Source organism: Streptomyces sp. 142MFCol3.1 (assembly GCF_000424945.1).
GTDB classification, from domain to species: domain Bacteria; phylum Actinomycetota; class Actinomycetes; order Streptomycetales; family Streptomycetaceae; genus Streptomyces; species Streptomyces siamensis.
In genome coordinates this window covers 109,344-135,577 of sequence record NZ_AUKV01000006.1, presented here as the reverse complement: position 1 = coordinate 135,577, position 26,234 = coordinate 109,344, and the positions used below count along the sequence as shown (strand labels likewise).

22 protein-coding genes and 1 pseudogene are annotated in these 26,234 nt (G+C 70.1%); 10 read left to right on the top strand and 13 right to left on the bottom strand.

Features of this window, described 5'->3' with window-relative positions:
* Positions 1-147: 147 nt before the first annotated feature.
* Positions 148-720: a TetR/AcrR family transcriptional regulator gene (locus H305_RS0110440; protein WP_028800328.1), complete on the bottom strand. Its 573-nt coding sequence runs from the start codon at positions 718-720 to the stop codon at positions 148-150.
* A 286-nt stretch (positions 721-1,006) separates the two neighbouring features.
* Between H305_RS0110440 and H305_RS0110435 the strand changes: the two genes are divergently transcribed.
* Entirely contained in the window at positions 1,007-1,642 is a 636-nt protein-coding gene (locus H305_RS0110435; RefSeq protein WP_028800327.1) for a TetR/AcrR family transcriptional regulator, read from the top strand.
* Positions 1,643-1,984: 342 nt separating this feature from the next.
* Here H305_RS0110435 and H305_RS0110430 read toward each other — a convergent pair whose 3' ends face one another.
* Complete coding sequence (locus tag H305_RS0110430) at positions 1,985-2,812, bottom strand: helix-turn-helix transcriptional regulator (protein WP_028800326.1); 828 nt, start codon at positions 2,810-2,812, stop codon at positions 1,985-1,987.
* Positions 2,813-3,353: 541 nt separating this feature from the next.
* On the opposite strand from H305_RS0110430, the gene H305_RS0110425 reads away from it, so the two are divergent.
* On the top strand, positions 3,354-4,085 hold the full coding sequence (locus tag H305_RS0110425) for an SDR family oxidoreductase (protein ID WP_028800325.1): 732 nt from the start codon (positions 3,354-3,356) through the stop codon (positions 4,083-4,085).
* Positions 4,086-4,260: 175 nt separating this feature from the next.
* A complete protein-coding gene (locus H305_RS0110420; protein ID WP_028800324.1) occupies positions 4,261-5,247 on the top strand; it encodes a zinc-dependent alcohol dehydrogenase family protein in 987 nt (328 codons plus the stop codon).
* A gap of 385 nt (positions 5,248-5,632) precedes the next feature.
* On the opposite strand, the gene H305_RS0110415 is transcribed toward H305_RS0110420, so the two are convergent.
* Positions 5,633-6,289 carry a TetR family transcriptional regulator gene (locus tag H305_RS0110415; RefSeq protein WP_037763365.1) on the bottom strand — a complete coding sequence of 219 codons (657 nt, stop codon included), beginning with the start codon at positions 6,287-6,289 and terminating at the stop codon, positions 5,633-5,635.
* Positions 6,290-6,531: 242 nt separating this feature from the next.
* Between H305_RS0110415 and H305_RS0110410 the strand changes: the two genes are divergently transcribed.
* From H305_RS0110410 to H305_RS45370, 4 genes are all read left to right on the top strand, one after another.
* The gene (locus H305_RS0110410) at positions 6,532-7,509 is read left to right on the top strand and encodes a quinone oxidoreductase family protein (protein WP_028800322.1); all 978 of its coding nucleotides are present in this window, start codon (positions 6,532-6,534) and stop codon (positions 7,507-7,509) included.
* Between the two features lie 287 nt (positions 7,510-7,796).
* On the top strand, positions 7,797-8,435 hold the full coding sequence (locus tag H305_RS0110405) for an alpha/beta fold hydrolase (protein WP_234020727.1): 639 nt from the start codon (positions 7,797-7,799) through the stop codon (positions 8,433-8,435).
* 305 nt (positions 8,436-8,740) lie between these two features.
* Positions 8,741-9,118, top strand: a complete 378-nt coding sequence (locus H305_RS54655) for an acyl-CoA dehydrogenase family protein (RefSeq protein ID WP_234020724.1) — start codon at positions 8,741-8,743, stop codon at positions 9,116-9,118.
* The gene (locus H305_RS45370) at positions 9,115-9,957 is read left to right on the top strand and encodes an acyl-CoA dehydrogenase family protein (protein WP_234020722.1); all 843 of its coding nucleotides are present in this window, start codon (positions 9,115-9,117) and stop codon (positions 9,955-9,957) included. The genes H305_RS54655 and H305_RS45370 overlap by 4 nt, the downstream gene beginning before the upstream one ends.
* A 582-nt stretch (positions 9,958-10,539) precedes the next feature.
* Here the strand turns inward: H305_RS45370 and H305_RS53330 are convergent.
* The 3 genes from H305_RS53330 to H305_RS54650 all read right to left on the bottom strand — a co-directional run bounded on the left by H305_RS53330 (position 10,540) and on the right by H305_RS54650 (position 12,965).
* On the bottom strand, positions 10,540-10,713 hold the full coding sequence (locus H305_RS53330) for a hypothetical protein (protein ID WP_158690511.1): 174 nt from the start codon (positions 10,711-10,713) through the stop codon (positions 10,540-10,542).
* Positions 10,714-10,886: 173 nt separating this feature from the next.
* Positions 10,887-12,191, bottom strand: coding sequence for a phospholipase D-like domain-containing protein (locus H305_RS0110390; protein WP_028800320.1), 1,305 nt, complete (start codon positions 12,189-12,191; stop codon positions 10,887-10,889).
* Between the two features lie 417 nt (positions 12,192-12,608).
* Positions 12,609-12,965: a hypothetical protein gene (locus H305_RS54650; protein WP_028800319.1), complete on the bottom strand. Its 357-nt coding sequence runs from the start codon at positions 12,963-12,965 to the stop codon at positions 12,609-12,611.
* 345 nt (positions 12,966-13,310) lie between these two features.
* Here H305_RS54650 and H305_RS45360 point away from each other — a divergent pair.
* A pseudogene (locus tag H305_RS45360) lies at positions 13,311-13,613 on the top strand (transposase family protein); the annotation flags it as partial.
* Between the two features lie 416 nt (positions 13,614-14,029).
* Here the strand turns inward: H305_RS45360 and H305_RS0110375 are convergent.
* The 7 genes from H305_RS0110375 to xylB form a co-directional block, all read right to left on the bottom strand.
* Entirely contained in the window at positions 14,030-15,553 is a 1,524-nt protein-coding gene (locus H305_RS0110375) for an aldehyde dehydrogenase family protein (RefSeq protein ID WP_028800317.1), read from the bottom strand.
* Between the two features lie 56 nt (positions 15,554-15,609).
* Positions 15,610-16,914, bottom strand: a complete 1,305-nt coding sequence (locus tag H305_RS45355) for a GAF domain-containing protein (protein WP_199791377.1) — start codon at positions 16,912-16,914, stop codon at positions 15,610-15,612.
* Positions 16,915-17,252: 338 nt separating this feature from the next.
* Positions 17,253-17,849, bottom strand: coding sequence for an N-acetylmuramoyl-L-alanine amidase (locus H305_RS0110365; RefSeq protein WP_028800316.1), 597 nt, complete (start codon positions 17,847-17,849; stop codon positions 17,253-17,255).
* An 82-nt stretch (positions 17,850-17,931) separates the two neighbouring features.
* The gene (locus H305_RS0110360) at positions 17,932-18,945 is read right to left on the bottom strand and encodes an acetamidase/formamidase family protein (RefSeq protein ID WP_028800315.1); all 1,014 of its coding nucleotides are present in this window, start codon (positions 18,943-18,945) and stop codon (positions 17,932-17,934) included.
* Positions 18,942-20,426 carry an APC family permease gene (locus H305_RS0110355; protein WP_028800314.1) on the bottom strand — a complete coding sequence of 495 codons (1,485 nt, stop codon included), beginning with the start codon at positions 20,424-20,426 and terminating at the stop codon, positions 18,942-18,944. The genes H305_RS0110360 and H305_RS0110355 overlap by 4 nt, the downstream gene beginning before the upstream one ends.
* A gap of 386 nt (positions 20,427-20,812) precedes the next feature.
* On the bottom strand, positions 20,813-22,021 hold the full coding sequence (locus H305_RS0110350; protein WP_028800313.1) for an ROK family transcriptional regulator: 1,209 nt from the start codon (positions 22,019-22,021) through the stop codon (positions 20,813-20,815).
* 73 nt (positions 22,022-22,094) lie between these two features.
* On the bottom strand, positions 22,095-23,528 hold the full coding sequence (xylB, locus tag H305_RS0110345; protein ID WP_028800312.1) for a xylulokinase: 1,434 nt from the start codon (positions 23,526-23,528) through the stop codon (positions 22,095-22,097).
* Between the two features lie 165 nt (positions 23,529-23,693).
* On the opposite strand from xylB, the gene xylA reads away from it, so the two are divergent.
* Together xylA and H305_RS53955 are read left to right on the top strand one after the other, a co-directional pair.
* Positions 23,694-24,860, top strand: a complete 1,167-nt coding sequence (gene xylA / locus H305_RS0110340; protein WP_028800311.1) for a xylose isomerase — start codon at positions 23,694-23,696, stop codon at positions 24,858-24,860.
* Positions 24,861-25,493: 633 nt separating this feature from the next.
* Complete coding sequence (locus tag H305_RS53955; protein WP_199791376.1) at positions 25,494-26,108, top strand: hypothetical protein; 615 nt, start codon at positions 25,494-25,496, stop codon at positions 26,106-26,108.
* Positions 26,109-26,234 lie beyond the last annotated feature (126 nt).

The window sequence follows — 26,234 nt, the reverse complement described above, 5'->3', positions numbered from 1 at the left end:
GGTGTCTTCCGCGTCCCGGTGACCGGCCCGGGCCGCCCGGGGACCGACGGCCGCCGTGAGCCGAAGGCCTCGAAGAGCCGGCCCGGACACCCGCACTCCGCGAGTAACGGGTGGCGTCCTGGCTCCGGGTACGGTCCGGATCCCTGCTCAGACGTGGGCGGCGACGAGCAGGCGTGCCGCGGATTTCGCTTCCTCGACGACGGCGCGGTCCTGGAGCAGGCGTCCCGAGGTCAAGGCCCCGTCGATCAAGAGTCCGACATGCCGGGCGAGCGCTTCGGGGGCGGCCGCGCCGGCCTGCTCGCTCAGCTCGGTCAGCCACTTCTGACGGCGCTGGGTGTGTTGCACGGTGACGGCTCGGGCCTCGGAGTCCAGGTCCGCTTCGACAGCCGCGCTGACGAACGGGCACCCGAAGAAGCCGTGCCGGTCGAAGGCGTCCGTCAGCGCGTCGAACAGTCCGACGAGCTGCTCGCGGGGGTCGTCGCCGGCGCGGGCGGCGGCGTCCTGCAGTTGCGCCATCCAGGAGTCGTCGGTCCTGCGCAGGTACGCGGCGACCAGATCCTCCTTGGTGCGGAAGTGCACGTACAGCGTGGACTTGGCGACGCCCGAGGCCGCGATGACCTGGTCGACGCCGACCCCGCGCAGCCCGTTGGCGTAGAACAACTCGGCCGCCGCGCTGAGGATCCTCTCCTCGGACTTCGTTTTCCTGATCTGCGTAACCATCGCTACCTCCTCCTTAATCGAACAGACTAGTTCGTCTTCTTGGTATCCGCAAATGACCGCTCAGGCAGTGGTGTGTGCCGCCCGGCGGGCCGGCGTTCTCCGATTCTTGAGATGTGCGACGCCGGTGCGCGGCCGGCAGGCGGGCCTGACATCGGCGGTCGGCCCGGAGACACGCGGGAAGTCGCTCCTGGGCGCCGACGAGTGCGTGAGCCTCATGGTCCGAGCAGCCCTGAGCCGTGCCGCCGCCCCCGCGGGAGCCGTTCCCGCAGCTCCGTAGGATGGCGGCATGGCTTCCACCACGCGACGACGTTCCACCGCGACCGACCGGCGGACCGCACTCGAGGAGCGGATCGTGTCCGCGCTCGAGGAACTCCTGCGAGGTGGTCCGACCTACACCGAACTGAGCGTGGAACAGATCGCGCACGCGGCGGGGATCTCGCGGTCCACCTTCTACCTGTACTTCCGCGACAAGGTCGACGTACTGCTGCGGGTGAGCGGTTCGCTCAGAACACGGAGCTACGAGATCGCGGAGGCGTGGCAGCCCTGCGGTCCGGACGGCGGCGCCGACGGTCTGGCCCGCACCTACGAACAGATCATGCGCCACTACCGCGAACACGCGGCCCTGCTGTCGGCCATCCACGAGGTGGCCGCCTACGACCCGGCGGTCCGCGACGCGTGGTCGGCGCACCAGGACCGCTTCGTGGACCGTCTGGTGGCGGTGCTGAAAGAGGAGCAACGGGCCGGCCGTACACCCGCGGACATCGACCCGCGGCTCGCCGCGCGGCTGATCGTCCAGGGGGGCGGTGAGGTCATCACCCGGCAGGTGGTCGGCGGCGACGGCCGCGACGACGCCGACGTGGCCCGGGAACTCGCACACGGCTACTGGCACGGCGTGTACCGCCGCCCGGCGACCAGGGACTGACGGTGCAAGCCACCTGGAAACACCGGTGGCTGTTCAGGGTGGCTGGAGTTCGAACTCCGCGCGGTCCGACGCCACCCCGTTGATCTGCAGGTAGATGGAGTGCGGGAGCCGGGGCGGCCCTTGAGGTACGCGTTGACGTCCGCGTTCGCCGCGACGAAGTCTTCCGGCGTGAGGCCAGGCGGGGCGCAGGCTGGTCACTTCCAGGATCTCGGGCATGCCGGGGTGTCCGCTGTGAGGGTGGGTGAGGGTCGCGGCTCGGCGGGCAGGCGGTGACCGCCCGGTTGCCCGGCCCAGATGTACGAACCCGGGAAGCGGCCGCGAGCCGGGCGGCGCGGCGTACGCTCAGGCCCGCTCCGCCGTCGAGACCAGGTACGTCAGGGACTCCTCGCTGCGACTGCCGGGCTCGGCGGTGCCGACGAGCAACTGCTGCCCGGGAGCGTCGACCACCTCGAACGTCTGGTAGGTCAGCTCGATGCGGCCCGCTTCGGGGTGGACGAACACCTTGAACGCCCGGGTGAGTCCGGCGACGTCCCGTTCGGCCCACAGTGCTGTGAACTCCGGTGAGACCTCGCTCAGTTCGGTGACGAGGTCGGTGATGTCCGTGTCGTTCGGGAACCGTCCCGCGTTCAGGCGGAGCGCGTAGACGGTGCTGCGCCGCAGCGGCTCCCATTCGGCGAAGACCGTCTTGGCCCTGGTGTGGGTGAACAGGATGCGCGGCATGTTCCGCTCGGTGCCGAACGGCGACAGCAGTGCGTTGGCGACCGCGTTGGCCGCGAGCACGTCGAAGGCCGGGCCGAGCACGTACGCCGCCGCCCGGGGGAAGGCTTCCAGCATGCGCAGCAGCGAGGGGTGCACGAGGTCCTGCGGGCTGTCGGGGCCCAGGCGGGGATTCAGCCCCGCCAGCCGGAACAGATGCTCGCGCGCCTCGGGCACCAGGCGCAACGCGTGCCCGAGGGCGCCGATGACCTGCGCGGAGGGATGGCGCTCGCGGCCCTGCTCGAGGCGGGCGTAGTAGTCGGCGCTGACCCCGGCGAGCACCGCGACCTCCTCGCGGCGCAGCCCGCGGACGCGTCGCCCGGAGACCCCGCCGACCAGTCCGGCGTCGGCCGGTTCCACCCGCGAGCGGCTCGCGCGAAGGAACGCGCCGAGTTCGTTGTCGGATGGCGTCATGGCATCGATGCTAGCCGCGCGTGCCGGTCCGGCGATCCGGAGGTTCGGGACCGTCAACCGCGTGATCATGGACGGCTTCCCGTCCGTGTCCTTGCGACGCCCCGTTCAGACCCCCTCAACGACATAGGGCATGTCCAGCAGGACGCGGTGTCCCACGATCTTCCACTCACCGTCGACCCGGCGCAGATCGGTGTCGTAGTACCCCGACTCGATCGGCTGCGTCGTCGGTGAACAGCGCGCCCTGTGCCGTCCCGTCCCGCTGGTCCGTGGCCCGCACGTATGGCGCCAGAACCTCCGGGATCCTGCGCTCGTCGCTCATGGCAGCAGCCCTTTGGTGTCGTGCTGCGGAGCCCGTTCGTGCTCCGGTAGGCGCCTCGCGCCGGTATCCGCAGCTTCCGCCGGAGTCCGGTGCCGAAGAAGGGTGCGTGAGCCTGGGTGTGCGGCACCCAGGCTCACGCGTCCTTCTCCGATGCGCCTCGATGCACTGGAATCGAAGGCACGGCAGTCGCCGCCGAAACACGTTGAAGGAGAATGCGTCAGCATGTCAGCAGAATCGAAGACCGTCCTGATCACCGGGGCCAGCAGCGGCATCGGTGAGGCCACTGCCCGCCGACTGGCCGGACTCGGTCACCGTGTGCTCCTCGGTGCCCGCCGGGCCGGGCGCCTGGCCGCCCTCGCCGAGGAACTGCGAGCGGCCGGCGGCTCGGTCGCCCACCGCGAGCTGGACGTCACCAGCCTCGACTCCGTGCGCGCCTTCGCCGCCGCCGGCGTGGAGGAGTACGGCCGCATCGACGTGCTGATCAACAACGCCGGGGTGATGCCGCTGTCCCCGCTCGAGGATCTGCGCATCGCTGAGTGGGAGCAGATGATCGACGTCAACCTGCGCGGTGTGCTCTACGGGATCGCCGCGGTGCTGCCTCGCATGCGGCGGCAGGCGGCCGGGCACATCGTCAACGTGTCGTCGGTGTCGGGGCACCGGGTGGACCCGACCGCCGCCGTCTACAGCGCCACCAAGTTCGCCGTGGCGGCCGTGTCGGAGGGTCTGCGGCAGGAGAGTCGGGACATCCGGGTCACCGTCGTCAGCCCCGGTTTCACGCAGAGCGAGTTGACGGACCGCGGGGGCTCGCCGGAAGCCCAGGGAGCTGCTCGCGCGGCGGCTGAGCAACTGGCCATCCCTGCTTCGGCCATAGCCGACGCCATCGCCTTCGCGATCGACCAGCCGGCGCACGTCGACGTCAACGAACTGATCGTGCGCCCCACTGCACAGGGCTGACGGCCGGGGCGGTTGTGCCCCCGGCGGCTCCACGCCCGGCCAACGCACCCGGCGCCTCCCGGACGGACCACTTGCCCCCATTAATCGAACGGACTAGTCTGTTTGATTAATGGGGTCCAATGCCTTGGCCCCACCCGAGACCTGTTTGCAACAACGCACATCCGAAGGTGGCACCATGCGTGCAGTAGTCCTGGAAGAGTTCGGCACCCCGATGGTGCTCAAGGAGATCGAGAAGCCCGTGGCCGGTCCCGGCCAGGTGCTGGTGGCGATCGAGGCGAGCGGGACGAACCCGCTCGACCTCAAGATCAGTGCGGGTCAGGCGGCACACGCCAGGCGCACGCTTCCCGCCGTGCTCGGTCTCGACCTGGCCGGCGTGGTCGAGCAGGTGGGCGAAGGAGTCGACGAGTTCGCCCCGGGTGACGAGGTCTATGGCCTGACAGGTGGCGTCGGCGACCTGCAGGGCTCCCTGGCCCAGTACGCCGCGGTCGACGCCCGGCTGCTGGCGCCCAAGCCGAAGTCCCTGGACATGCGCGCGGCGGCCGCGCTCCCGCTGGTGACCATCACCGCGTGGGAGGGCTTGGTCGACAGGGCGAACGTGCACGCGGGACAGAAGGTGCTCATGCACGGCGGCGCCGGTGGTGTCGGTCACGTGGGCATTCAGATCGCCCGAGCCCGTGGTGCCGAGGTCTTCGGCACCGAGGCACCGCACCGCCTCCAGGCCATCGAGGAGTTCGGGGCCACCGCCGTCGACTTCACCGCCGAGACGCCGCAGGAGTACGTCGAGCGCCTCACCGACGGCGAGGGCTTCGACATCGTCTTCGACACCGTCGGCGGGCCGGTTCTGGACGGGTCCTTCGCCATCGCGCGAAACTACACCGGGCACGTCCTCAGTTCCCTCGGCTGGGGAACGCACAGCCTCGCTCCGCTGTCCTTCCGGGGTGCCACCTACTCCGGGGTCTTCACCCTGGCTCCCATGCTGACCGGCCGTGGCCGCGAACACCATGGCGAGATCCTGCGCGAGATCACCGCCCTGGTGGACTCGGGCCGACTCAGGCCGTTGCTCGACCCTCGCCGGTTCAGTCTCACGGATGTCGCGGAAGCGCATGCCGCGGTGGCCGACGGCACCGCTACCGGCAAGATCGTCGTCAGCGTCGGCCACTAGATTGCGCCTGCGGGCCGCTAGATTGCGCCTGCGGGGCCGCGCCTCGCGGAGGTGGCCGGAGCGGGGCATCGTCCGACCGCGCACGACTCCGAGACACTCGATCATGTCTGGGGGCCGAGCGGGCGGACACCCCTTTGCGGGCGTCGGCCCCGGATCTCGCCCGACGAGGTCAGGCCCGTCGGGCGGGCCCGCCGATCCCGGCGACGTTCTTCGCCCACGAACGCCCGGTACCGGACTCGATCTGTGGCATGAGAAGGGTCGATCCGCTCGGCCCCAGGAATCAGGAGCGGGCTGAACTCCGTAGGTCTGGGGAACAGCGCCCCGCGCCCCAAGGCGGATGACCGAACTCGGTTCCTCGCGTGGCCGGGGTCATGACCGTCGGTGGTCATGACTGGCGGATCATGCCGTCTGCCAAGGCGCTGGTCAGGCGGATGAGGGTGGGTTCGAAGGCGATGCCGAGGTGGGCCAGCGCAGGCTCCTGCGTGTAGAGGCGGGTGAGGGTTTCGGCAGGGTGCGCGGCTTGCCACAGGGGTGCGGCCATGGCGATGACCGCGATGACCAGGTCGCCTGCTTGCGCCTTGTCCAGTGCGGCGGCCGAGGTGATGGCGGTGACCAGGATCTCCACGCTGGCGAGTGCGACCGTCTTGAAGGCGTGGACGCGCTCGTAGGTGACCTCGCGTTCGAGGTTGAGGGGGACGTGGGTCAGCAGGTCGCAGAAGAGCGGCCGTGCGGCGAGCGAGGCGGTCAGGGCGCGGGCCAGTCCCTCCGAGTCGACCTGACGGTCGGCCAGGCGTGCGGCGACATCCTCCGACCAGTCGCGGTATCCCTCTTCCGCGAGGCCGAGCAGGATCTCCTCGCGTGAGGAGTAGTAGCGGCGGACCGCCGAGGCGTGCACGCCGGCGTGGCCGGCGATCGCCGTCAGTGTGACCGCGCGGACGCCCTCGCGGGTGCCCAGGACGCGGGCCGCCTCCATGAGGTCGGCGGCCCGCTGCTCCTTGTGATGGCGGGAGTAGGCGCGCTGGAAGGTGTCCGGGTACGTCATAGGCCGATGATAGCAACGCAAGGGCATTGCGTTAGACAACGCAATGCCCTTGCGTTAATGTCGTCGGCAGGGGAGCGCATCGCCCTCCTGGTCCGCAGGCCGCATCGAACGGATGCTGCGATGCCCGCGCCCGCGCTGTGGCAGTCCCCCCCAAGGGAGCTTCGGCCCCGTCCTCTCGCCCGGCGCCTTGCCCCGGCCACCCCTCCCGCGGCCCCCACCCCGAGAAACACAGGAGCGTTCCCATGCACGCGATGACCATCAGTGAGTTCGGCGGGCCCCGGGCCCTGGTCCCGGTCGAGTTGCCCGACCCGAGGCCGGCGGCGGGGCAGATCACCATCGACACCAGCCACGCCGCAGTCGGCCTGGTCGACGCCCTCTTCCGTCGCGGCGACCTGGCCGACCGGCCCGGTTTCCCCCAGCCGCCGTTCGTGCCCGGCCTGGAAGTCGCCGGAACGGTCCGCGAACTGGGTGAAGGCGTCACCGGATTCGAGGTCGGTGAGCCGGTCGTGACGTTGTCTCAGATGAGCCTGGGCGGGTACGCCTCCGTGACGCCGGCCGAGGCCGCGATGACTGTCTCCCTCAAGGAATGTGACGTCGACCCGGCCCAGGCCGTCGCGGTCCTGCCCAACGCCGTCACGGCCTACCTGGCACTCACCCGCGTGGCACACCTGCGGGAGGGGGAGAGCGTGCTGGTGCACGGGGCTGCCGGTGGCCTGGCAGCCGCCTTCCCCGCCGTCGCCCGCTCCCTGGGTGCCTCCCACATCACCGGCACCGTCACCTCGGGGGCCAGGATCGCCGACACCACACACCTGGACTACGACGAGATCCTCATCAGCGACGACTTCGTGAAGGCCCTGGACGGCCGCAAGGTCGATGTCGTGGTCGACCCGGTCGGCGGCGCGGTACGCACCGCCAGCCTGGACGTCCTGGCCCCACTCGGCCGCATCCTCCTCCTCGGCCATGCCGCCCGCACCCCGGACACCCCCGTCACCGGCGACGAACTGTGGAGCCGGAGCGTGGGCATGCTCGGCTTCGCCGTCGGCCCCTACCTCCAGACCGACCCCTACGCCGCACGGCCCGCCGCCGAACACGTCATCGCTCTCCTCGCCGACGGCACGCTGACTCAGCGCGTCGACGAACTCCCCCTCTCCGAAGCGGCGGAAGCGCACCGCCGACTCGAGGCCCGCGAAGTACCCGGCCGCATCGTCCTCACGATCTGACGCCCCCGGGCAGGGCGACCGACCCCGGCGGCCACGGCGTCGCACCGCTGTGCCGTGTCACGGGCATCAGCCGTTTCCCCTCCCGCGCGTCGTGGACCGCTCGGCCGGCCGCCCGAATTCGGCAGGCGGCGGTGGTCGAGACGAGGGCGTCCTTGGACGCACTGTTGGACATGCTGTCCAATGATGCATATGGTGCCACTGGCGCTTCTGAGTGCCCGTTTTGTTTCGAATATGAGAGCGAGATTGTCGTGGTCACTGTCAGCGGGGATCGCCCGAGCCTCCTACTGGTGCACGGTGCGTGGCACGGCTCCTGGTGCTGGGACAGCCTGAGGTCGGAGCTCACCGCCGACGCCTGGGCGACCCGAACGGTGGACCTGCCCAGCGCCGGGCAGGAGTGCGGGGTCGAGGACGACGCACGAGTGGTCCGTGAGGAGCTGCGACGCATCCCCGGCCCTGTCGTGGTCGTCGCCCATTCGTACGGCGGCATACCCGCGACCCAGGCGGTGGCCGAGGCCGACAACGTGGCACACATCGTCTACTTGGCGGCGTTCCAGCTCGACGTGGGTGAGAGCCTGCTCGGATTCCACGGGGCGCCCGTACCGGCGAACCCACAGGGCCTTCAGGCCGTACCGGATCAGCCGCGGCCGTTGTTCTACTCCGATGTGCCCGAGGCGCAGGCCGAGGCGGCCGTCAAGCGGCTGGTTCCCCAGAGCGTGAAGTCCTTCAGCGACACGCTGACCAAGGCGGGCTGGCACTCCGTTCCGTCGTCCTACATCGTCTGTGAGCAGGATCAGGCGCTGACGCCGAAGAACCAGGAGGTGCTGGCCGCCCGATCGGGAGCGGTCCACCGTCTGGAAAGCGCCCACTCGCCGTTTCTGTCGCAGCCCGCGGAGCTTGCGCACCTCCTTGCCGAGATTGCGCTGTAATCGGCGCGCCGGGCGCGCGATCCGCCGACGGACGGCGAGGCGCGGCACGAAGCCGCAGCGTACGGCCCTGTCCTGAGGGGAGCCGCCGGCCTAGGCGCGCGACCCGCGGGGGCGCAGCCGGAACGGCGGCCGGACCGGACACGGGCCCGCGGTTCGGGCGGTGCAACCTGCGTCTCCGCCGGGCATCAGGCCGATGCCCGGCCGGGAGCGCACACCTGATCACCGAACGCTGTTACCGCCGTGCCGCGCCCCACGGCGCAGAACGCGGCTGACAGATTCCGACCTGCATGAAAAAGGGGAAGCCGATGCACGTCACCAGCCGTGACGACAACCCGGACGATATGTTCACAAGCCGGACTGACACCGACCTCGTCGCACGGGCGAAGGGCCTGCAACCGCTGCTGCGGCGTCGCGCGGCGCAAGGAGAATCCGACCGGGCGGTGACGGAGGAGGTCGTCGAGGCGATGGCTCAGGCCGGCGTGTTCCGATTGCTGACGCCCCGCCGCTACGGCGGCCACCAGACCGACCTGCGCACCCTGACCGAGGTGTCTGAGGCGCTCGGGACGGCCGACGGTTCGACGGCGTGGGTCGGCATGATCATCTCGGTGACCAATTGCTCGCCTGCCTGTTCCCCGACGAGGCTCAGGAGGAGGTCTTCGGAGCTGATCCCGACGCGCGCGTGACCGGTGTGGCGGCACCTGCGGGCATCGGTGAACGGGTGCCCGGTGGCTGGCGGGTCAGTGGTCGTTGGTCCTACAACTCCGGTGCTCCGTTCGCCACTTGGGCGGCAGTGGGAGCGCTGTTGAAGGACGCCGACGGGGCGGTCGCCGACCAGGCACTCGTCTTGATCCGGGCCTGCGAACTCAGCGTCGAGGACACGTGGCACACCGCGGGCATGAAGGGCACCGCCAGCAACACCCTGGTCGGACAGGACGTGTTCGTTCCCGAGCACCGCGTACTGTCGGTTCCCGCGGCCGCGGAGGGTGTCTCCCCGCGTTCCCACCCGGACGAGACGCTGTACTCTGCGACGTTCGGCCCGATGCTGGTGCTGTGTCTGCTGGGCCCTCTGCTCGGACTGGGCAAGGCCGCCTTGGACACGGTCGTGCGGGCGGCCGAGACGAAGCCGCTGTCGTTCACGGTCCACGGCCGGCAGGCTGACTCGGTGGGCGTCCAGACGCAGTTGGCCGAGGCGGCGCTCATGCTGGAGACGGCCCGGCTGCACACCTACGACGCGGTGGACGAAGTCGACCGGGCGGCCTCGGCCGGCCACCCCCTCGACTACGCGGCGCGCACACATGTCAGGGCCCGGGCCGGTTACGCGGCCCAGCAGATCCTCGGCGCGATCGGCACGCTTTTGAACGCGCACGGAGCCTCCGCGTTCGCCGACGCCAACCCGTTGCAGCGCATCTGGCGCGATGCCAACACCGCCGCCCGGCACGCGGGCCTGGTCCCGGCTGTCGGATTCGAGGTCTACGGCAAGTCGCTCCTGAGTGTCAACGAGCGGGTGAGCCTCATGGTCTGAGCTCTCCGCCGCCGGGTGGGGGGTCGTTCGGGACCGAACCGGGCGGGGCAGCGGACCGATCGGCGTCGGATGTCGGTCAGGTAGCCGCGTGCCGTAGGCGCTCGCGCTCGCCTGGCTGCAGGAAGGCCGAACCCTGGTCTCGACGGTTCCTGGCCGAGCGTGTCGAAGTGGGGGCGGGAGGCGGAACGATCGCCGGCCGTGCTGCACGGCAGGAATGACGACCTGCGGGCCGGTCCGCAGAGGGCGTTGGGAGGCGACGCCGCGCGGGACTGACCACGTCCGGCCTGGCCGCTTTCGGCACGGCGCTCAGGACGGCTGCCGCGCGTCCCGAGCAAGCTCATCGTTCGGCCTTGCCGGGCCAAGGTCTCGCCAGGGCGCTCTCCGCACCGTCAACTTCGTGACCTCCCCCCGTCGCCGCATGGAGTCTCGATCAGGGTGTTGTTGCTCCGGAACTGCTCGTCGGAGCGGGGACACGGGTGGGTGACTCGGGAAGTAGGGACACGTTTCGACTCGCTGTTGAGATGCGCGCCGAGAAGGGCGCCTGCCGGGCATCTGCCCTGGTCAGGCGCCCATTTCCTGCGCCTAGAAGAAGCCCGGCTTCTTCGGCGAGTACGACACCAGCAGGTTCTTCGTCTGCTGGTGGTACATGCTTGACCTAGCTTCTGAACCGCTAGAAATGTTGATGGCCTTCGCGCCGTGGTCAGTTGCATATCGGATTCCCGTTGCCATCGCCTTGGCGAAGACCTTGTCCGCCACCGCTGGATCGAGCTTCTCGACACGCGGGAGGCGGACAGGGGGACTCTTGGTCCCAGGTGCGAGGCCGAACGCTGCCGATCCTGATCCTGTACGCGTTCGGCCGCCGACAGTTGCTCAGCGGCCTGACGGCCGGGTTCAGCAAGTGACCGGTGGGGGGTTGGGGGCGAGAATGCCTATTCCTGGACCTGCCTCGGATCGATCGGAATCTCGCGTGCCGTATTCTCGGCGCGCTCCTCGGCGCTCAACTGGCGCGCCACGGTCCCACAGCAGCGGTCGTACTGGTTCTGCCAGTCCGTCATGAACGCGTCGTAGCTGGACTGGCCGGTCAGCTTCAGGTCCGACTCGTCGTTGTGCCAGACGCCGTTGCTCGTCCAGTTCGAGGAGCCGACGAACACAAGTCTGGAGTTGGCCGCACCCGCATAACCGCCGCTGACCATCATGTACTTGTCGTGCGTGTAGTGCAGAGCATTGCCGTTCGCGTCGGTGCCGCGGGTGGTGTCGTGCACGTCGATATTCGGCCGGTCCTTGAGGTAGTTCTGCACGCTGCCATCAACCTGGCCGGCGGTGAAGAGTATGTGGATCTTGACGCCGGTTTGTGCCAGGCTCACGAGCTTCTTGGGCAGTTCCAGATAGTTCCGGTCGCCCGGCTGCCCGTGAGAGGTCCACTGGAACATGGCGATGTTGATCGTGGCCGGCGCCTTGATGTTGTTCAGGAAGTCGACCCAGGTGTCGCTTCTGGTGCGAGCCTTGGGCCACTGGTAGGAGGGTGGGGACAGTGTCCTGGCGGCCGTGCCACTGGTGGAGTTGTAGTAGTCGGGCACCAGCGGGCCCGGGCCGTTGAGCGCCCCCTTGGCCATGGCTGTGAAGTAGCGGACGTAGGAGTTGTACACGTCGACGTTGCCCTTGACTGTGGCGCCACTGTTCCACGCGGTCTTGGCCTGGGCGGAGGTGGGGTTGGCGCTGCTGACGGTCACCGTCCTGTTCGCGTCGCTCCCGCCGCTGAGCATGTAGTACTTCGCGTGCAGGGCGGAGCCGGAGTAGTGGGTCAGGCAGCCGCCCGGACACAGCGCGGCGAAGCTGGAGGCTCGCGGGTCGTTGCCCAACTCGGTGACCATCGATTGCCAGATCGCATTGTCGCTGTGAGAGTCCATCAGCGCCTTGACGATGACGCCGCGCTGGTGCGCGGCGATCAGGGCGTTGGCGAAGTCCGGGCCCGGCTGCGTGCTGCCGATCGAGTACATGGCGACGCGTATGGTCTGCCCGCAACTGGCGCTGTTGATCGATTCGATGATCGGGCCCATGACGTTCATCTGGGCGTCGGCGTCCTCCGGGTCGTTGAAGCTCGGGCCTGGTCTTGAGGTGAACGTCCGAGACTCGCAACTGAGCGGAGGCTTGGCCTTCTTGACCGCCGCGTGCGCCGTTGTCGGCGACAGCGCGGAGACGACCAGCGCGGTGATCAACGTGAGCGTTCGCTTCATGGACGGGCCTTTCGCTGGGCTGTTGACGATGACGAGTCGGGGTGTTGCTGTGCTGATCGACCCATGAGCGGTCGCCGAGGTGGGCCTGGCAGCCGACGTCGCAGCACTGGCCAGTCCAGCAGTTCGGTGTGTCGGGCTCGCCCGTCACCCGGCCTGGTGAACTGCCTGTGGGTTCTGCTCAGTTGGCGGCGTTCGCCTCGAACATCGGGCAGCCGTCGCCGTTGATGTCGCTCGCGGTGAGGGCGGAGCCCCAGCGGTCGTGCGAGGAGGCCGCGGGGTCGGCGATGGTGGTGCCACGGGCAGGCCGCAGGCGGAGCCCTGAAGGATCGCGATGGTGGCGCCGTCGACGTCGGTACCGACCTCCTCGTGCGCGGCGCCAGCCGCCAGGTCGTCGAAGCCGTCGTGGTTGAAGTCGCCTCAGGCGCTGACCCGGCCGAAGCCGTCACCCGCCTCGGAGGAGCCAGGCCCGCTGGTGGTGTTCTGGCCGATGGTGGTGCGTTTGGCCGACGTGATGCCGTTCGCCGATCCGTACAGGGCGACGAAGTCCCGGGTGTTCCTCTGCCCGGACGCAGTGGCGTTGCCTGCGGAGAACGCGACGTCTCCGTAGCCCTCCCCGTTGAAATCCGCCTTGTGGTGCGTGACGGAGTCGGCCGTGCCGGCCGTGCCCGCCGACGCGGCGAGGAGGCCGCCGGTCAGGGGCGCCGCCGCGGCGTTCGCTGTGGCGACGCGGATGCGTGTCGGAGGCGGGGCGGGAAGGTGTCTGTGCTTGGCCATGCGTTGAGCTCCTGCGGGGGACAGGGACATCCGGCGGACATCCCGCGTCGATGAGGTGCCGGTCCGTTGGTGTTTGCCCGGAGTTGTTCCAGGTGTGACCCGCCGTTCGGCAAACAGGAGACTCGCAAAGGCGTCCAAGGGTTGCACGAGGAAGCAGGGAAGCAGGCAAGGGAAGTTGGAAGCGGGGACAGGCCACTGGAACGGTGTCCTGAAGGGATCGCCTTGCCGAGCTTGCTCGCGTGCATCGCGATGGGCGCCAGGCTGGCCGTCGAGCACCTGGCCGGTCTCGGGCACGAGCGGATTGACGGCGGACGTGACAACCGGCTCATTCAGGCGCAGCTCGGTCTCGCCGATCTCGCGCCGGGCCTGCTCAAGACGCTGCGCGAGCACGATCCGGACTTCGTCCTGCTGGACGGAACCCTCGCCGAGTGCGACCGCGTCGGCGACAGCCGCGCCGCCTACTCGGCCAAGCACCGTCGCCACGGCGTGAACGTCCAGGTCGTCACCGATCCCGTCGGCGGCACGGGCACCCGTCGAACGTGGCATGGCCGGCTGAAGTTCTGGCAGATCTTCCGCAGATCCCGCATCAGCCCCAACCGCATGACCGTCATCGCCAAAGCCGTCCTCACCCTGGAGAGACACCGCTGAAAAGGCTCACTGTTCAACAGACCTCATGGGACACGGACGCACACCGGCGGCAGGCTCGGACGATCCGGTTCTCGTTCTTGTTGCAGCGCTGCCCGCACCAGAAACCCTCTCTTCCAGTCGGGTGCGGTCTTGTCGCCGACAACTTCGGGCTTGTCGGGAGGTGACCGGGAGGTCTTTGGACACCTGGGCAAATCAGATGTCGTGCCAGGCAGGACGCCATCAGGTGTCGTGCGCGTCGCATCCGTGAGGGTCGGAGACCTTCGCTCAAGCCACGAGGTTCTGGTCCACGCCTGGTCCGACCACAAGGCGTTTCGAGGTCAATTGTTTGCTCATGGGGCCCGGGGAGTCACTGAGAGTGATCGCTGTGTTCGGGTGCTTGAAGCCCAACAAGGGCTTCAAGCACCCGACTTCAGTCTCTAGAAGAACCCAAGTTTCTTCGGGCTGTAGGAAACCAAAAGGTTCTTCGTCTGCTGGTAGTGCTCCAGCATCATCTTGTGCGTCTCGCGGCCGATGCCGGACTGCTTGTAGCCGCCGAACGCGGCGTGCGCCGGGTAGGCGTGGTAGCAGTTGGTCCAGACGCGGCCCGCCTGGATCGAGCGGCCCGCGCGGTACGCGGTGTTGATGTCCCGCGTCCAGACACCGGCGCCCAGCCCGTACAGCGTGTCGTTCGCGATCTTGATGGCGTCGTCGAAATCGTCGAACGATGTGACCGAGACGACCGGCCCGAAGATCTCCTCCTGGAAGATCCGCATCCGGTTGTCGCCCTCGAAGATCGTCGGCTGGACGTAGTACCCGCCCTTCAACTCGCCGTCGTGCTCGATCCGTTCGCCACCCGTCAGGATCTTGGCACCCTCCTGCCGGCCGATGTCCAGGTAGGAGAGGATCTTCTCCAGCTGGTCGTTGGAGGCCTGGGCGCCGATCATCGTGTCGGTGTCCAGCGGGTGACCCGGCTTGATGAGCTCGGTGCGGGCGACGGCCGCCGCCATGAAGTCGCCGTACTGGCCGCGCTGGACGAGCGCCCGCGACGGGCAGGTGCAGACCTCGCCCTGGTTGAGCGCGAACATGGTGAAGCCTTCAAGCGCCTTGTCCCGGAAGTCGTCGTCGGCGGCCCACACGTCGTCGAAGAAGATGTTCGGTGACTTGCCGCCGAGCTCCAGCGTGACCGGCTTGATGTTCTCAGAGGCGTACTGCATGATCAGCCGCCCCGTCGTGGTCTCACCGGTGAAGGCGACCTTCGCCACCCGAGGGCTGGAGGCGAGCGGCTTGCCCGCCTCCACCCCGAAGCCGTTGACGATGTTCACCACGCCCTGGGGCAGCAGATCCGCGATCAGGCTCATCCAGTAGTGGATGGATGCCGGGGTCTGCTCCGCGGGCTTGATGACGACAGCGTTGCCCGCGGCCAGTGCGGGCGCGAGCTTCCAGACCGCCATCAGAATGGGGAAGTTCCACGGGATGATCTGCGCGACCACACCGAGCGGCTCGTGGAAGTGGTACGCCACGGTGTCGTCGTCCACCTCACCGAGCGAGCCCTCCTGGGAGCGGATCGCCCCGGCGAAGTAGCGGAAGTGGTCGATGGCGAGCGGGATGTCGGCCGCCAGGGTCTCCCGCACCGGCTTGCCGTTCTCCCAGCTCTCGGCGACCGCCAGCTTCTCCAGGTTCGCCTCCATCCGGTCCGCGATCTTGAGCAGGATGTCGGCTCGGGCTGTCACGGAGGTGCGTCCCCACGCGGGAGCCGCGGCGTGTGCCGCGTCCAGCGCGCGCTCCACGTCCTCGGCGGTGCCACGCGCCACCTCGGTGAACGGCTGCCCGTTCACGGGACTCGGGTTCTCGAAGTACTGCCCGCGAGCCGGCGGCACGTACTCCCCGCCGATGAAGTGGTCGTAACGCGCCTGGTAGGAGACGATCGCGCCCTCGGTGCCGGGCGCCGCGTAACGGGTCATGCTGGTCTGCCTCCCGGAGAAGCGCTGCCCGCCGTTGGGCAGCTCTCGCCGCGACGCTAGGAGTGCGGACGTTGCGAGGACGTTGCACCGCCCGGCGCCCGCTCCCGAGGCCATGCCGCCGCCAGCTCACGCTCCAACGCGTCCAGCCGTGACCGGACGGCCGCCCCTGGGCGCACCGAAGCCAGCGCCCGCCACACGTCCAGGTCGTCCTCGCCCCAGGGCGCGCGCGCCCAGTCAGCCAGCAGATCCGGATCGCGGCGGGCGACGAGCGCCGCACGCAGCCCGTCCGCGAGCCTGCGCCGCAGCCGGACCACCGCGGGCGCCCCCGAACTCGGCAGCAGCGGACCCGTGTACGCCGCCATGGCCGCGGTCACCGATCCGGTCCCGAGCCGCCGCTCCACGACCGCGACATCGGACTCGACCGGCACCGTGAGCCGATAGGGGCGCGACTCCAGCAGTCCCGGTCCGAGCAGTCGGCGCAGCCTGGCGAGTTCGGCGCGCAGCGTCACCGGAGTCACCGACTCGTCCTCGTACAGCGCGCACAGCAACTCGTCACCCGTCAGGCCCTCCGGATGCCGGGCCAGCAGCACCAGGATCTCGCTGTGCCGGCGACTGAGCCTGATCTTGCGGCCCCCCGCCAGCAGCTGGGCCTCGTCACGGCCCAGCGTGGTCAGCTCCAGGCCGTCGGTCCTGGTCTCGGGCGGTGTGAGCAGCGCCAGGTGGGATTCGGCCGCCCGCGCCACCGCCTGCACGAAACCGAGACTGTGCGGATGCGCGAGCCCGTCCCCGCCGGTGATGTCCACAGCGCCGAGCACCCGCCCTGTGCGCGGGTCGTGCACCGGCGCCGCCGCACACGTCCACGGCTGGACGCGCCGGCTGAAGTGCTCGGCCGCGAACACCTGTACCGGCCGGTCGACGGCGACCGACGTGCCGGGCGCGTTCGTCCCCACGGCGGTCTCCGACCAGCGCGCTCCCGGTACGAAGTTCATCCGGTCCGCCTGCCGCCGCGTCACCGGATGGCCCTCCACCCACAGCAGCCGGCCCTGGGCGTCGCACACCGCCAGCAGATGCTCCCCGTCCGCCGCGAACGTCCCCATCAGTTCCCGGAACAGCGGCATCACCCTGGCCAGCGGATGCTCCGCCCGATAGGAGCCGAGGTCCCCGTCGGTGAGCTCGACGCTCGCCGTACCGTCAGGGGCCACCCCGGCCCGCGCCGAACGCCGCCACGAGTCGGCGACGACGGACCGCACCGGCCGGGTCACCGTGCCCGCCTCGGTGAACGACTGATGGGCACGACGCAGGACCCGCATGCGCTGGACGGGGTCGGCTCCTGGCTCCAGGGCCACCCAGGGATCGGTCAACTCGGCCTCCCGGAAGGCGATGCGGCTGGGACCATCGTCACTCCCGGTGCGCGCCCGGACAAGCTGTGTGCCCGTCCCTGCACCGAATCCAACCGTGCGATCGGCCACCGCACCCGCACGTCCGGCCTGTCGGACCAGCCGCCCGGTGCCCGCACGTCCGTCCTGCCCGACGAGCTCGCGGTGCCCGCATCACCGCGATTCCGCGCCAGCCCGGAGCAGCTGCACATCCACCTTGCCGGAGCGGCCAGTGCGGGCTGACATCCGCCTGTCGGTCCGGCCGCGGTACCGGCGTCGCCCTGCGGGGCTTCGGCATCCCTGAAGGCCCGGGAGCCGTGGTGTCAGGCGAAGTTGACAAGTCTGATGTAGCGCGTCCAGTCCCAGTTCGGTCCGGGGTCGGTGTGATCTGTGCCAGGCACCTCGTAGTGCCCGATGATGTGGGCGCGGTCCTTCGGAATGCCGTACCTCGTGCAGATCGAGGCGGTGAGTTTGGCGGACTCCTCGTACAAGGCGTTGGTGAAGTAGGCGGGCCGGTCCACCCAGCCCTCGTGCTCGATACCGACGCTGCGAGTGTTGTAGTCCCAGTTGCCCGCGTGCCAGGCGATGTCTCGCTCCCTGACGCACTGCGCCACGTGGCCGTCGGCCGATCGCACCACGTAGTGGGCCGACACCTGCTTCTGCGGGTTTGCGAAGATGGACAGCGTGTCGCTGTACGTTTCCTGCGTGACATGAATGATCACGTAGTCGAGCCGATAGGTCGCCGGCCGACTGGACGCCGTGTAGTTGTACTTGCTCGCCGCGGTCCATTCGGCGCTCGGATAGTCGACGACCGTCTGTGCCGTGGCGCGTGTACCGGGGACCAACGCGTAGGGGAGGGCGGCCAGGGCCGCGCCCTTGAGCAGCCGCCGTCGGCTCGGGAACGATCTCGCTCGCTCCATGATGCGTACGCCTTTCACGTGTGGGGGTACTTGTGGGGGATGGTCTCGATCGTGGTGGGCGTCCAGCCGGCGCTCGCGTTTCTCACCGCCGGAGCGTGGCGGCCTTCTCGCGCAGTTGCCGGTGCAGTCCGCGGTGAGTCTCTCGCGTCGGCAGCCAATCCTTGCGGAGCTTGGCCACGCACGTGTAGTTGGTGTCGCAGACATTGGCGAGCGGTGATTCGACGGCCTGTGTCGCGAACTGGTAGGCGTCCAGCTCGCTGAAGCCGTAGTCACGCACCAGCCACTGCACCAGGTCGAGCTGCGATATCCGGAACGCGTCCTCCAGAGGGCGCGCCGAACCGGTCGAGACGATGTGCGTGTCCGACTCGATGCGCGGCCACGGCGTGGCCACCTGCTTGAGGAGTTCGACGATCACCGTCGTGTTCATCGCGCACTCGACGGCCACCCCGCAGGTCTCGCCCTCACCCTGCCGGGCGTGCCCGTCGCCGAGGCTCAGCAGCGCGCCCTCGACATTCACGCCGAGATAGCAGGTCACGCCCGCCCGCATCTCCGGTGTGTCCATGTTCCCGCCGTGTGCGTCGGGCACCAGCGCCGAACGCACCTCCAGGTTGGCCGGCGCCACCCCGACGGTGCCGTGCATGGGATCCATCGGAAGCTCGACCTCGATGTCGCTGTCACGCGCACTGAACAGGGCGGTGCGACGCTCCCGGTCGAGGTGCCAGATCCATACGGTCTCCGGCAGCGGCGGCTGCAAGGTCGCCGTGGTGTGCGTGGAAGTGAGCGCCCCGAAGAGCGGAACCGTCGTCGATGCCGCCCAGTCACGAGCCGGCTCGATGGACACGAAGTGCACCGCGACGGTGTCACCGGGCTCCGCACCCACCACGTGGAAGGGGCCGGTCTGCGGATTGAGATAGGGGAACTCGCAGACCTCGGACACCAGGTCCTTCTCGGACCGCACCCGACCCGCGAAGCAGTCTTCCGTGTAGAGGTCGAGGACCGTGCCGGGCTCGATGCGTGCCATGGGCGGCGCACCACCGAACGTCCACGCGTACTCGCCCGGCGCGGGCCGCACGGTCAGGATCCGGGGGTCGCTCATGACTGCACGGCTCCGCTCTGCCGGGGTTCGGCGGTGGGGGTCTCGTCGAGGTGGACACGCGCGGTCTCGGCTATTCGCCCCGGATGGCGGCGCAGCAGCACGATCAGTACGGCGACCCCGGCGAGCATCCAGACGCCGACCACCGGACCGGCGTACGACACGGGAGCCGTCAGCTCGGAGACGAAGTCGAAGACCGGCAGCCCCGCCGCGGTCAGCAGCGCCGGAACGAACGCGGCGATCCCGAGCACGGGGAAGAGCAGATGCCGCACCGGCCGGAACAACTCCCGCCTGCGGCGCAGGAAGTAGCCCACGCATGCCAGGTTCACCACGATGTACACGCCGATGACCACGGTGACGATCACCGTCGCGAGCAGGAGGAACGCCGTCACGGGGTCGTAGGCGAAACCGAGTCCCAGCATGGCCGCGAGCGCCACCGCACCCTGCACGACGACGCCGGCGACGGGGGAGCGGTGCCGGGGGTGCAGGCTCGCGAAGAGCCCGGGGAACACCCGGATCCGGGCCAGGGCGAAGGCGGTGCGCGTGGAGACGTTGGAGCAGGCGTTGGCATTGGCGATGGTCGAATTGACCACCGCCAGGAACACGAGCACCCAGAACAGACCGAACGAGGCGCGTGCCACGCCCTCCCACGAGGCGGCCCCCGAGGCACCGAACCCGGTGAAGCGGTCGGGGCCGAAGTAGGCGGACATGGCGTAGGTCGTCACGACGTACACGAGGCCGATCGCGAGTGCCGCGCCGAGGACGGCCCGGTGCATCGTGCGGCGCGGGTCCTTGGTCTCCTCGGCGAGCGGGGCGGCCGCCTCGAAACCCGCGAAGGCGAGAACGGTGTACACCGATCCTGCGAACACGCCGCTGATGCCTTCGTATCCGTCGGCCGTGTGGGACGTGCCGAACACCGACAGGGTGTTGCCGCCGCCGGCCTCGGCGATCAGCCATACCGCGAACACCAGGAAGACCAGTACCTCGAAGACGCCGAGAACGGTGCCGAAGCGGGCCGAGGCACGCACTCCGAAGTAGCCCGCGACGGCGATGATCGCGGCTCCCGCGAGCGACCAGGGCCACCACAGGTCGTCCGGATACGACGACCACTCCTGGTGCAGTGTGCCCGCCGTGGTGAACCCGAGCTGCAGGAGCAGCAGCGGCGGCACGAGTGCTTCGACGAACACGTAGCCCCAGCCCACGAGGAAGCCGACAGCCGGGTGCAGGCCCTGAGCCGCGTAGGTGGCCACCGAACCGGCCGAGGGCAGCTCCCTGGCCAGCTCGGCCACGCACGAGGCGGTGAACAGACATGCCACGAGCGCGATGAGTACGGACAGGGGCAGACTGCCGCCCGCGAAAGCCGCACCCGACGGAATGGACGCGGCGACCGCTGCCGCCGGCGCCATGGCCGTGATGCTCTGGAACAGGACCTCGCGCAGCCCGATCGCCTCACGCCGCAGTCCTGGAACCGTCTCCCCCGACACGTCCCCCCCCGATCCGCCCGGCGCGCAGCCACCCACCGGACGGCTGCGCCTCGCGTGAATTACGGTACGGCGCTTGCCGGTTGGGCCGGAAGAGCGAGGCGTCAGTCCGTGGACAAGTCCGTGACTGTGGACAACTCGGCCACCCGAATGGGGGAGCCCCACCTGTGTGTTGACGCCCGCCCGCCGACGCCGGCAGGAAGACGGCCGTGTGCTGACGGTTGCGTGCCGACGTCCGTGTGTCGACGTCCTTCCACTGACCGGCGCGAAGCGTGTCCGGCTGAGCCTGTTCCACGAGGATCGGCGAAGCAGGCCGTGCCTGCTTCGCGCGCCTTCGCGACCGCTGCCGGATCGGACCGGGCGCGCTCCGCCACCGCCGCGTGCGCGGGCTATGCCCGCCCCGCCACCGCCGCCGGGTCGTCCAGCACACCCCGCACCACTGAATGCGCGGCGCCCAGCAAGGGCCCCTCGGGTCCCAGCCGGGAAACCGACACGGCACAGGCGGGACCCGCGGTGCGGCGGGCCAGCTCCTCCTCCAGCGACGGCAGAAGCCAGGGTGCGAGACCGGACAGCGCGCCTCCGAGCACGACCGTCTCGGGGTCCAGCAGATTGACCGCCCCTGTCAGCGCGATGCCGAGCGCGGTGCCCGCATCGCGCAGGGCATGCCGTACGTGCGGGTCGCCCTGCGCGGCGCGCTCGGACAGCAGTCCCACCCGGTCTTCGCCCGGCTCCAGACCGGCGGCACGAAGGACGGCCTCCTCTCCCGCGTACTGCTCGAGGCAGCCGTGTCCACCGCACGGGCACTCCGGCCCGTCCGGATGCACCGGCACGTGCCCCAACTCGCCGGCGAAGCCACGGGTTCCGCGCAGCAGGTGCCCGTCGACGAGGACCGCGGCACCGATACCGATCTCCGCGGACACGTGCAGGAAGTCGCGCGGGGTCGCGTCGCCGAGCCACAGTTCGGCGAGGCCGCCGAAGTTGGCTTCGTTGTCCACGGTGAGCGGCAGATCCGCGGGAAGCAGTGCGCTCAGGTCCGTGTCCTGCCAGTGGAGGTTCGGGGCGCGGATCACGGTCCGGGCGTCGCGCGCCACCAGACCGGGCACGGCCACCGCGAGGCCTGCGGGCCACAGCCCCTCGCGCTCCGCCTCGGCGACGACCTGCCGCACCATGGCCGACAGCTCCTCGACGACAGGTTCCGGCGACCGGCCGCGGTTCGTGCCGTTGCGCACCGCACGGGCCCGTATGTCGCCGCGCAGGTCGACGGCGCACACCGCGAGGTGGTCGACGCCGACCTCGGCACCGATCCCGGCGGGACCGCGGCCGCTGACGGCCAGCGCCGAGCCCGGCCGCCCCACCCGGCCCGGCCGTTCGGGACCCAGCTCTTCGAGAAGCCCCGAGCGGATCAATTCGTCGACGAGCGTCGACACGGCCGCCCGTGTCAGGCCGATCCGTGAGGCGACGGCAGCGCGCGACAAAGGCCCCTCGGCACTGACGGTGTGCATGACCCTGGACAGGTTACGGCGACGCATGCCCTGCTGAGTGTCGGGCAGGCGGCGGCCGGATCCGGTCGGGTGGGTCTCGTGCAGCGGTGCGGTCATGCCTCCGTCAATCCTCGTTCCTGTCGTCCTCGCGGGACCACGCTCCTGCCGCCACCCGCACGGGCGGGCCTGACTACGGCCGCTCCAGCAGCGGAGCCGCGTCGGAGAGTACCCCGGCGATCCTGGCGAGCGTCTCGTCGTCCCGCTCGATGGCGTCGAGCACCGGTCCCCGGGCGGTGTTCCAGCGCCGGGCGACGGCGGCCGGGTCCTCGCCGGTGAGCAGGCCTGCGGCCTGGGCGGCCGCCCCGAGTGCCACGAGTTCCTTGGCCTCGGGCACCTGCACCGGCCGCCCCGACAGCCGCCGCACGGTCTGCTGCCAGGCGGCCCCTCGGGCACCGCCGCCGATCAGCAGCAGGGGCGCGGTGCGGTCGGCATCCGCGTCGAGAACGAGATCGAGTGCGCCGAGCAGCGAGTGCACGGCACCGTCGTACGCCGCCTGGAGAAGCTGCCCGCCGGTCGTGTCGTGACGCAGACCGGTCAGCAGTCCGGCCGAGTGCGGCAGATTCGGGGTGCGCTCCCCGTCCAGGTAGGGCAGCAGCGTCACTCCGGACCCCGGTTCCACGGCTTCCCGGTCGAGGCCCAGGAGCGCGGCGATACGGTCGACTGCCAGGGTGCAGTTCAGGGTGCAGGCCAGCGGAAGCCAGTCGCCGCGCGCGTCGGCGAAGCCCGCCACCGTGCCGGTTGGATCGGCGGGGCGCCGCGTCGACACGGCGTACACCGTGCCCGACGTCCCGAGGCTCAGTACAGCGGTGCCGGGGCGCAGGCCGAGGCCGAGTGCGGCGGCCGCGTTGTCGCCGGTGCCCGCGGCGACCAGGGTGCCCCTGGAGAACGGCAGGCCACCCTGAGCGTGCACCGTTCCGGCCACCTCGCCGGGCCGGACCACGCGGGGGAGCAGCGCCGGGTCGAGCCCGGCATGGGCGAGGACCTCGTCGTCGTAGGCCTCCGTCCCGGAGGCCCACCAGCCCGTGCCCGAGGCGTCCCCGCGGTCGGTGGTGCCCTGCCCGGTCAGCCGTTCGGTGAGGTAGTCGTGGGGCAGCCGCACGGCCGCCGTCGCCCGGACGGCGTCCGGCTCGTTCTCCGCGAGCCAGGCCCACTTCGTGACGGTGAAGGACGGTCCGGGCACGCTGCCGGTGCGTTCCGCCCAGGCCTTCGGGCCGCCCAGTTCCTCGACCAGCCGACGCGCCTGCGGTGCGGAGCGCACATCGTTCCACAGCAGGGCGGGCCGCACGGGCTCGCCCTGGGCGTCGAGGGTCACGAGGCCGTGCTGCTGGCCGCCGATCGAGACCGCGGCGGCCTCGTGGGCGGCGTCGCCGCACTGGTTCAGCGCTTCGCAGAGCGCGTCCCACCACTGCCGGGGGTCGCTCTCGCGGCCCGCACCCGTGGAGACGGTGTGCGGGGCCTGCCCACTGGCAACCACCTGTCCGGTGGATGCGTCGACGACCAGGGCCTTGGTGGACTGGGTGGACGTGTCCACTCCGACGACGAGCGGACCCTCGGCTGCTGACATCGGGCTCTCCCTCTTCCGCGGCTCCGCGGGATCTGTCCTGGTTGTGGGGCTGTCCGGACCGCTCCCGGCCCGGGTTTCGAACTTCGTCTCTTCCCAGAGATGCGTTCGCATACTAATTTGTTAACCGCCATGACGAAATAGTCGGAGCAAACAAGGAGCCGCGACATGAACTACCAGCCCACCCCCGAGGACAGGTTCACCTTCGGCCTGTGGACCGTCGGCTGGCAGGGAAGGGACCCGTTCGGCGAAGCCACCCGGAGGGCCCTGGATCCGGTCGAGTCGGTGCAGCGTCTGGCCGGGCTCGGTGCCTACGGAGTGACGTTCCACGACGACGACCTGATCCCCTTCGGGTCCTCGGACAGCGAGCGGGAGTCGCACATCAAGCGGTTCCGGCAGGCCCTGGACGCCACGGGGCTGAAGGTGCCGATGGCCACGACCAACCTGTTCACGCACCCCGTCTTCAAGGACGGCGCGTTCACCGCGAACGACCGCGACGTGCGGCGTTACGCCCTGCGCAAGACGATCCGGAACATCGACCTGGCGGTCGAGCTCGGCGCCCAGACGTATGTCGCGTGGGGCGGCCGGGAGGGCGCCGAGTCCGGTGCCGCCAAGGACGTCCGGGTCGCGCTCGACCGCATGAAGGAGGCCTTCGACCTCCTCGGCGAGTACGTGACCTCCCAGGGCTACGACCTGAAGTTCGCCATCGAGCCGAAGCCGAACGAGCCGCGCGGCGACATCCTGTTGCCCACGGTGGGCCACGCCCTCGCCTTCATCGAGCGCCTGGAGCGCCCGGAGCTGTACGGCGTGAACCCCGAGGTGGGTCACGAGCAGATGGCCGGGCTGAACTTCCCGCACGGCATCGCGCAGGCCCTGTGGGCGGGGAAGCTCTTCCATATCGACCTCAACGGCCAGTCGGGCATCAAGTACGACCAGGACCTGCGCTTCGGGGCGGGCGACCTGCGTGCCGCGTTCTGGCTCGTCGACCTCCTGGAGAGCGCCGGTTACGCCGGGCCGAAGCACTTCGACTTCAAGCCGCCGCGCACTGAGGACTTCGACGGTGTCTGGGAGTCGGCCGCCGGCTGCATGCGCAACTACCTGATCCTGCGGGAGCGCTCCGCGGCCTTCCGTGCCGACCCCGAGGTCCAGGAGGCCCTGCGTGCCTCGCGCCTGGACGAGCTGGCGCAGCCCACTGCGGCCGACGGCCTGGAGGGGCTGCTCGGTGACCCGACGGCCTTCGAGGACTTCGACGTGGACGCGGCGGCCGCGCGCGGCATGGCCTTCGAGCGTCTGGACCAGCTGGCGATGGACCACTTGCTGGGTGCGCGGGGCTGACCGGTCCCACGCGGCGTGGGCCCGCCCTCGGGCGGGCCTGCCTCAGCGGGACCGGATCTCGTGCCCGGGCCTCGTGCTCGGGCGCGTTCAGATCCCACCTCGCGGCGGCTCCGGTGGGATCGGTGAGTTCAGAGGGGGCAGCGGGTTCGGTGGGTTCGGAACGTTCCCTGCGTGAATGATGCGGAATCGTGCGATCCGTGCCATGAGTCGGTATCAACTTCGGTGCAGGGCTCGCGTGATGACCGGTTCGGCACGACTCTGGACGGTATGGCCATGCCGCCCGTACCGCCTCGACCGCCGGGAGACACGCCGCCCCCAGACGACGGTGGTTTCGGCCCACCACCGGGAGGCTACGACCCACCGTCCGGTGGCTATGGATCGCCGGCAGGTGGCGACGAATCGCAGTCAGGCGGATACGGGCCTTCGTCCGGTGGCTACGGACCACCGTCCAGTGGCCATGGATCGCGGTCGGGTGGCTACAGCCCCCCTCCAGGGGGCTACGGTCCGCCTCCGGGCGGCTTCGGGCCGCCGTCGCAGGGGGGCGGGGGATGGCAGCCACCGCCGCCTCCCCGACCGCCGGGCGGCGGACCCGGAGGCCACCGGGGCGGACGGCGTCGGAACACGCTCCTCGTGGTGCTCGCCTTGATGGTGACCGTCGGTGTCGTGGTTGCCGTGATCGCGGTGGCGACGGGAGGCGGTGGTGGCGGGAAGGACGACAAGTCGCCAGAGGCCGGCGGAAGTACGCGACGGCAGCCCGGTCCGTCGCTGAGCATCCCGTCCGAACTGCCCTCCGCCCCCTCGGAACTGCCCAGTGCCGTGCCGACCCTCCCCTCGGACCTGCCCACCGGCGTCGTCCCCAGCGACCTCCGGTCGCTCTTCCCGACGCCCGCGGGCAACGAATTGCCGTACTACATGCTGACCACGGGGGACTGCTTCGACGCGGACGGAAGCCGGCCCGGACAGGCCACCAAGCGCTCGTGCGGCAAGCCGCACGACGCCGAGGTGGTGAAGGTGGCCGAGCTCGAAGGCACCTACAGCACCGACGCCGCCCTCAAGAAGGCTGCGTCGGCCCTCTGCCGAGTGCCCCTGGAGCGCAAGGCGGCCAAGCAGTCCGCGGGCACCGTACGTGGCACGCTCGTGCAGTACCCGGATTCCAGCGGCTACCGGATCGGCATCGACAAGGTGGCGTGCAGTCTGGCGGCGGACGTCGGCGACGGCACCCGCAAACTCACCGAGCCACTGAACTGAGCGGCACGCAGTGGTGGGCCCGCCGGCTCCGTCGCCGTCCACGCGACCGCGAGTCTGCCGGTGTCCGCGCGATCGCGTGCCTGCCGGTCGCCGTCCCGTGCGCCCGCCGGTCACGTGCCACGCGCG

Excerpts from the sequence above, each read along its gene's own strand:
- H305_RS0110440 (WP_028800328.1), bottom strand. The coding sequence starts at position 720 with ATGGTTACGCAGATCAGGAAAACGAAGTCCGAGGAGAGGATCCTCAGC.
- H305_RS0110435 (WP_028800327.1), top strand. The coding sequence starts at position 1,007 with ATGGCTTCCACCACGCGACGACGTTCCACCGCGACCGACCGGCGGACC.
- H305_RS0110430 (WP_028800326.1), bottom strand. The coding sequence starts at position 2,812 with ATGACGCCATCCGACAACGAACTCGGCGCGTTCCTTCGCGCGAGCCGC.
- H305_RS0110425 (WP_028800325.1), top strand. The coding sequence starts at position 3,354 with ATGTCAGCAGAATCGAAGACCGTCCTGATCACCGGGGCCAGCAGCGGC.
- H305_RS0110420 (WP_028800324.1), top strand. The coding sequence starts at position 4,261 with ATGCGTGCAGTAGTCCTGGAAGAGTTCGGCACCCCGATGGTGCTCAAG.
- H305_RS0110415 (WP_037763365.1), bottom strand. The coding sequence starts at position 6,289 with ATGACGTACCCGGACACCTTCCAGCGCGCCTACTCCCGCCATCACAAG.
- H305_RS0110410 (WP_028800322.1), top strand. The coding sequence starts at position 6,532 with ATGCACGCGATGACCATCAGTGAGTTCGGCGGGCCCCGGGCCCTGGTC.
- H305_RS54655 (WP_234020724.1), top strand. The coding sequence starts at position 8,741 with ATGCACGTCACCAGCCGTGACGACAACCCGGACGATATGTTCACAAGC.
- H305_RS0110390 (WP_028800320.1), bottom strand. The coding sequence starts at position 12,191 with ATGAAGCGAACGCTCACGTTGATCACCGCGCTGGTCGTCTCCGCGCTG.
- H305_RS54650 (WP_028800319.1), bottom strand. The coding sequence starts at position 12,965 with ATGGCCAAGCACAGACACCTTCCCGCCCCGCCTCCGACACGCATCCGC.
- H305_RS0110375 (WP_028800317.1), bottom strand. The coding sequence starts at position 15,553 with ATGACCCGTTACGCGGCGCCCGGCACCGAGGGCGCGATCGTCTCCTAC.
- H305_RS0110365 (WP_028800316.1), bottom strand. The coding sequence starts at position 17,849 with ATGGAGCGAGCGAGATCGTTCCCGAGCCGACGGCGGCTGCTCAAGGGC.
- H305_RS0110360 (WP_028800315.1), bottom strand. The coding sequence starts at position 18,945 with ATGAGCGACCCCCGGATCCTGACCGTGCGGCCCGCGCCGGGCGAGTAC.
- H305_RS0110350 (WP_028800313.1), bottom strand. The coding sequence starts at position 22,021 with ATGACCGCACCGCTGCACGAGACCCACCCGACCGGATCCGGCCGCCGC.
- xylB (WP_028800312.1), bottom strand. The coding sequence starts at position 23,528 with ATGTCAGCAGCCGAGGGTCCGCTCGTCGTCGGAGTGGACACGTCCACC.
- xylA (WP_028800311.1), top strand. The coding sequence starts at position 23,694 with ATGAACTACCAGCCCACCCCCGAGGACAGGTTCACCTTCGGCCTGTGG.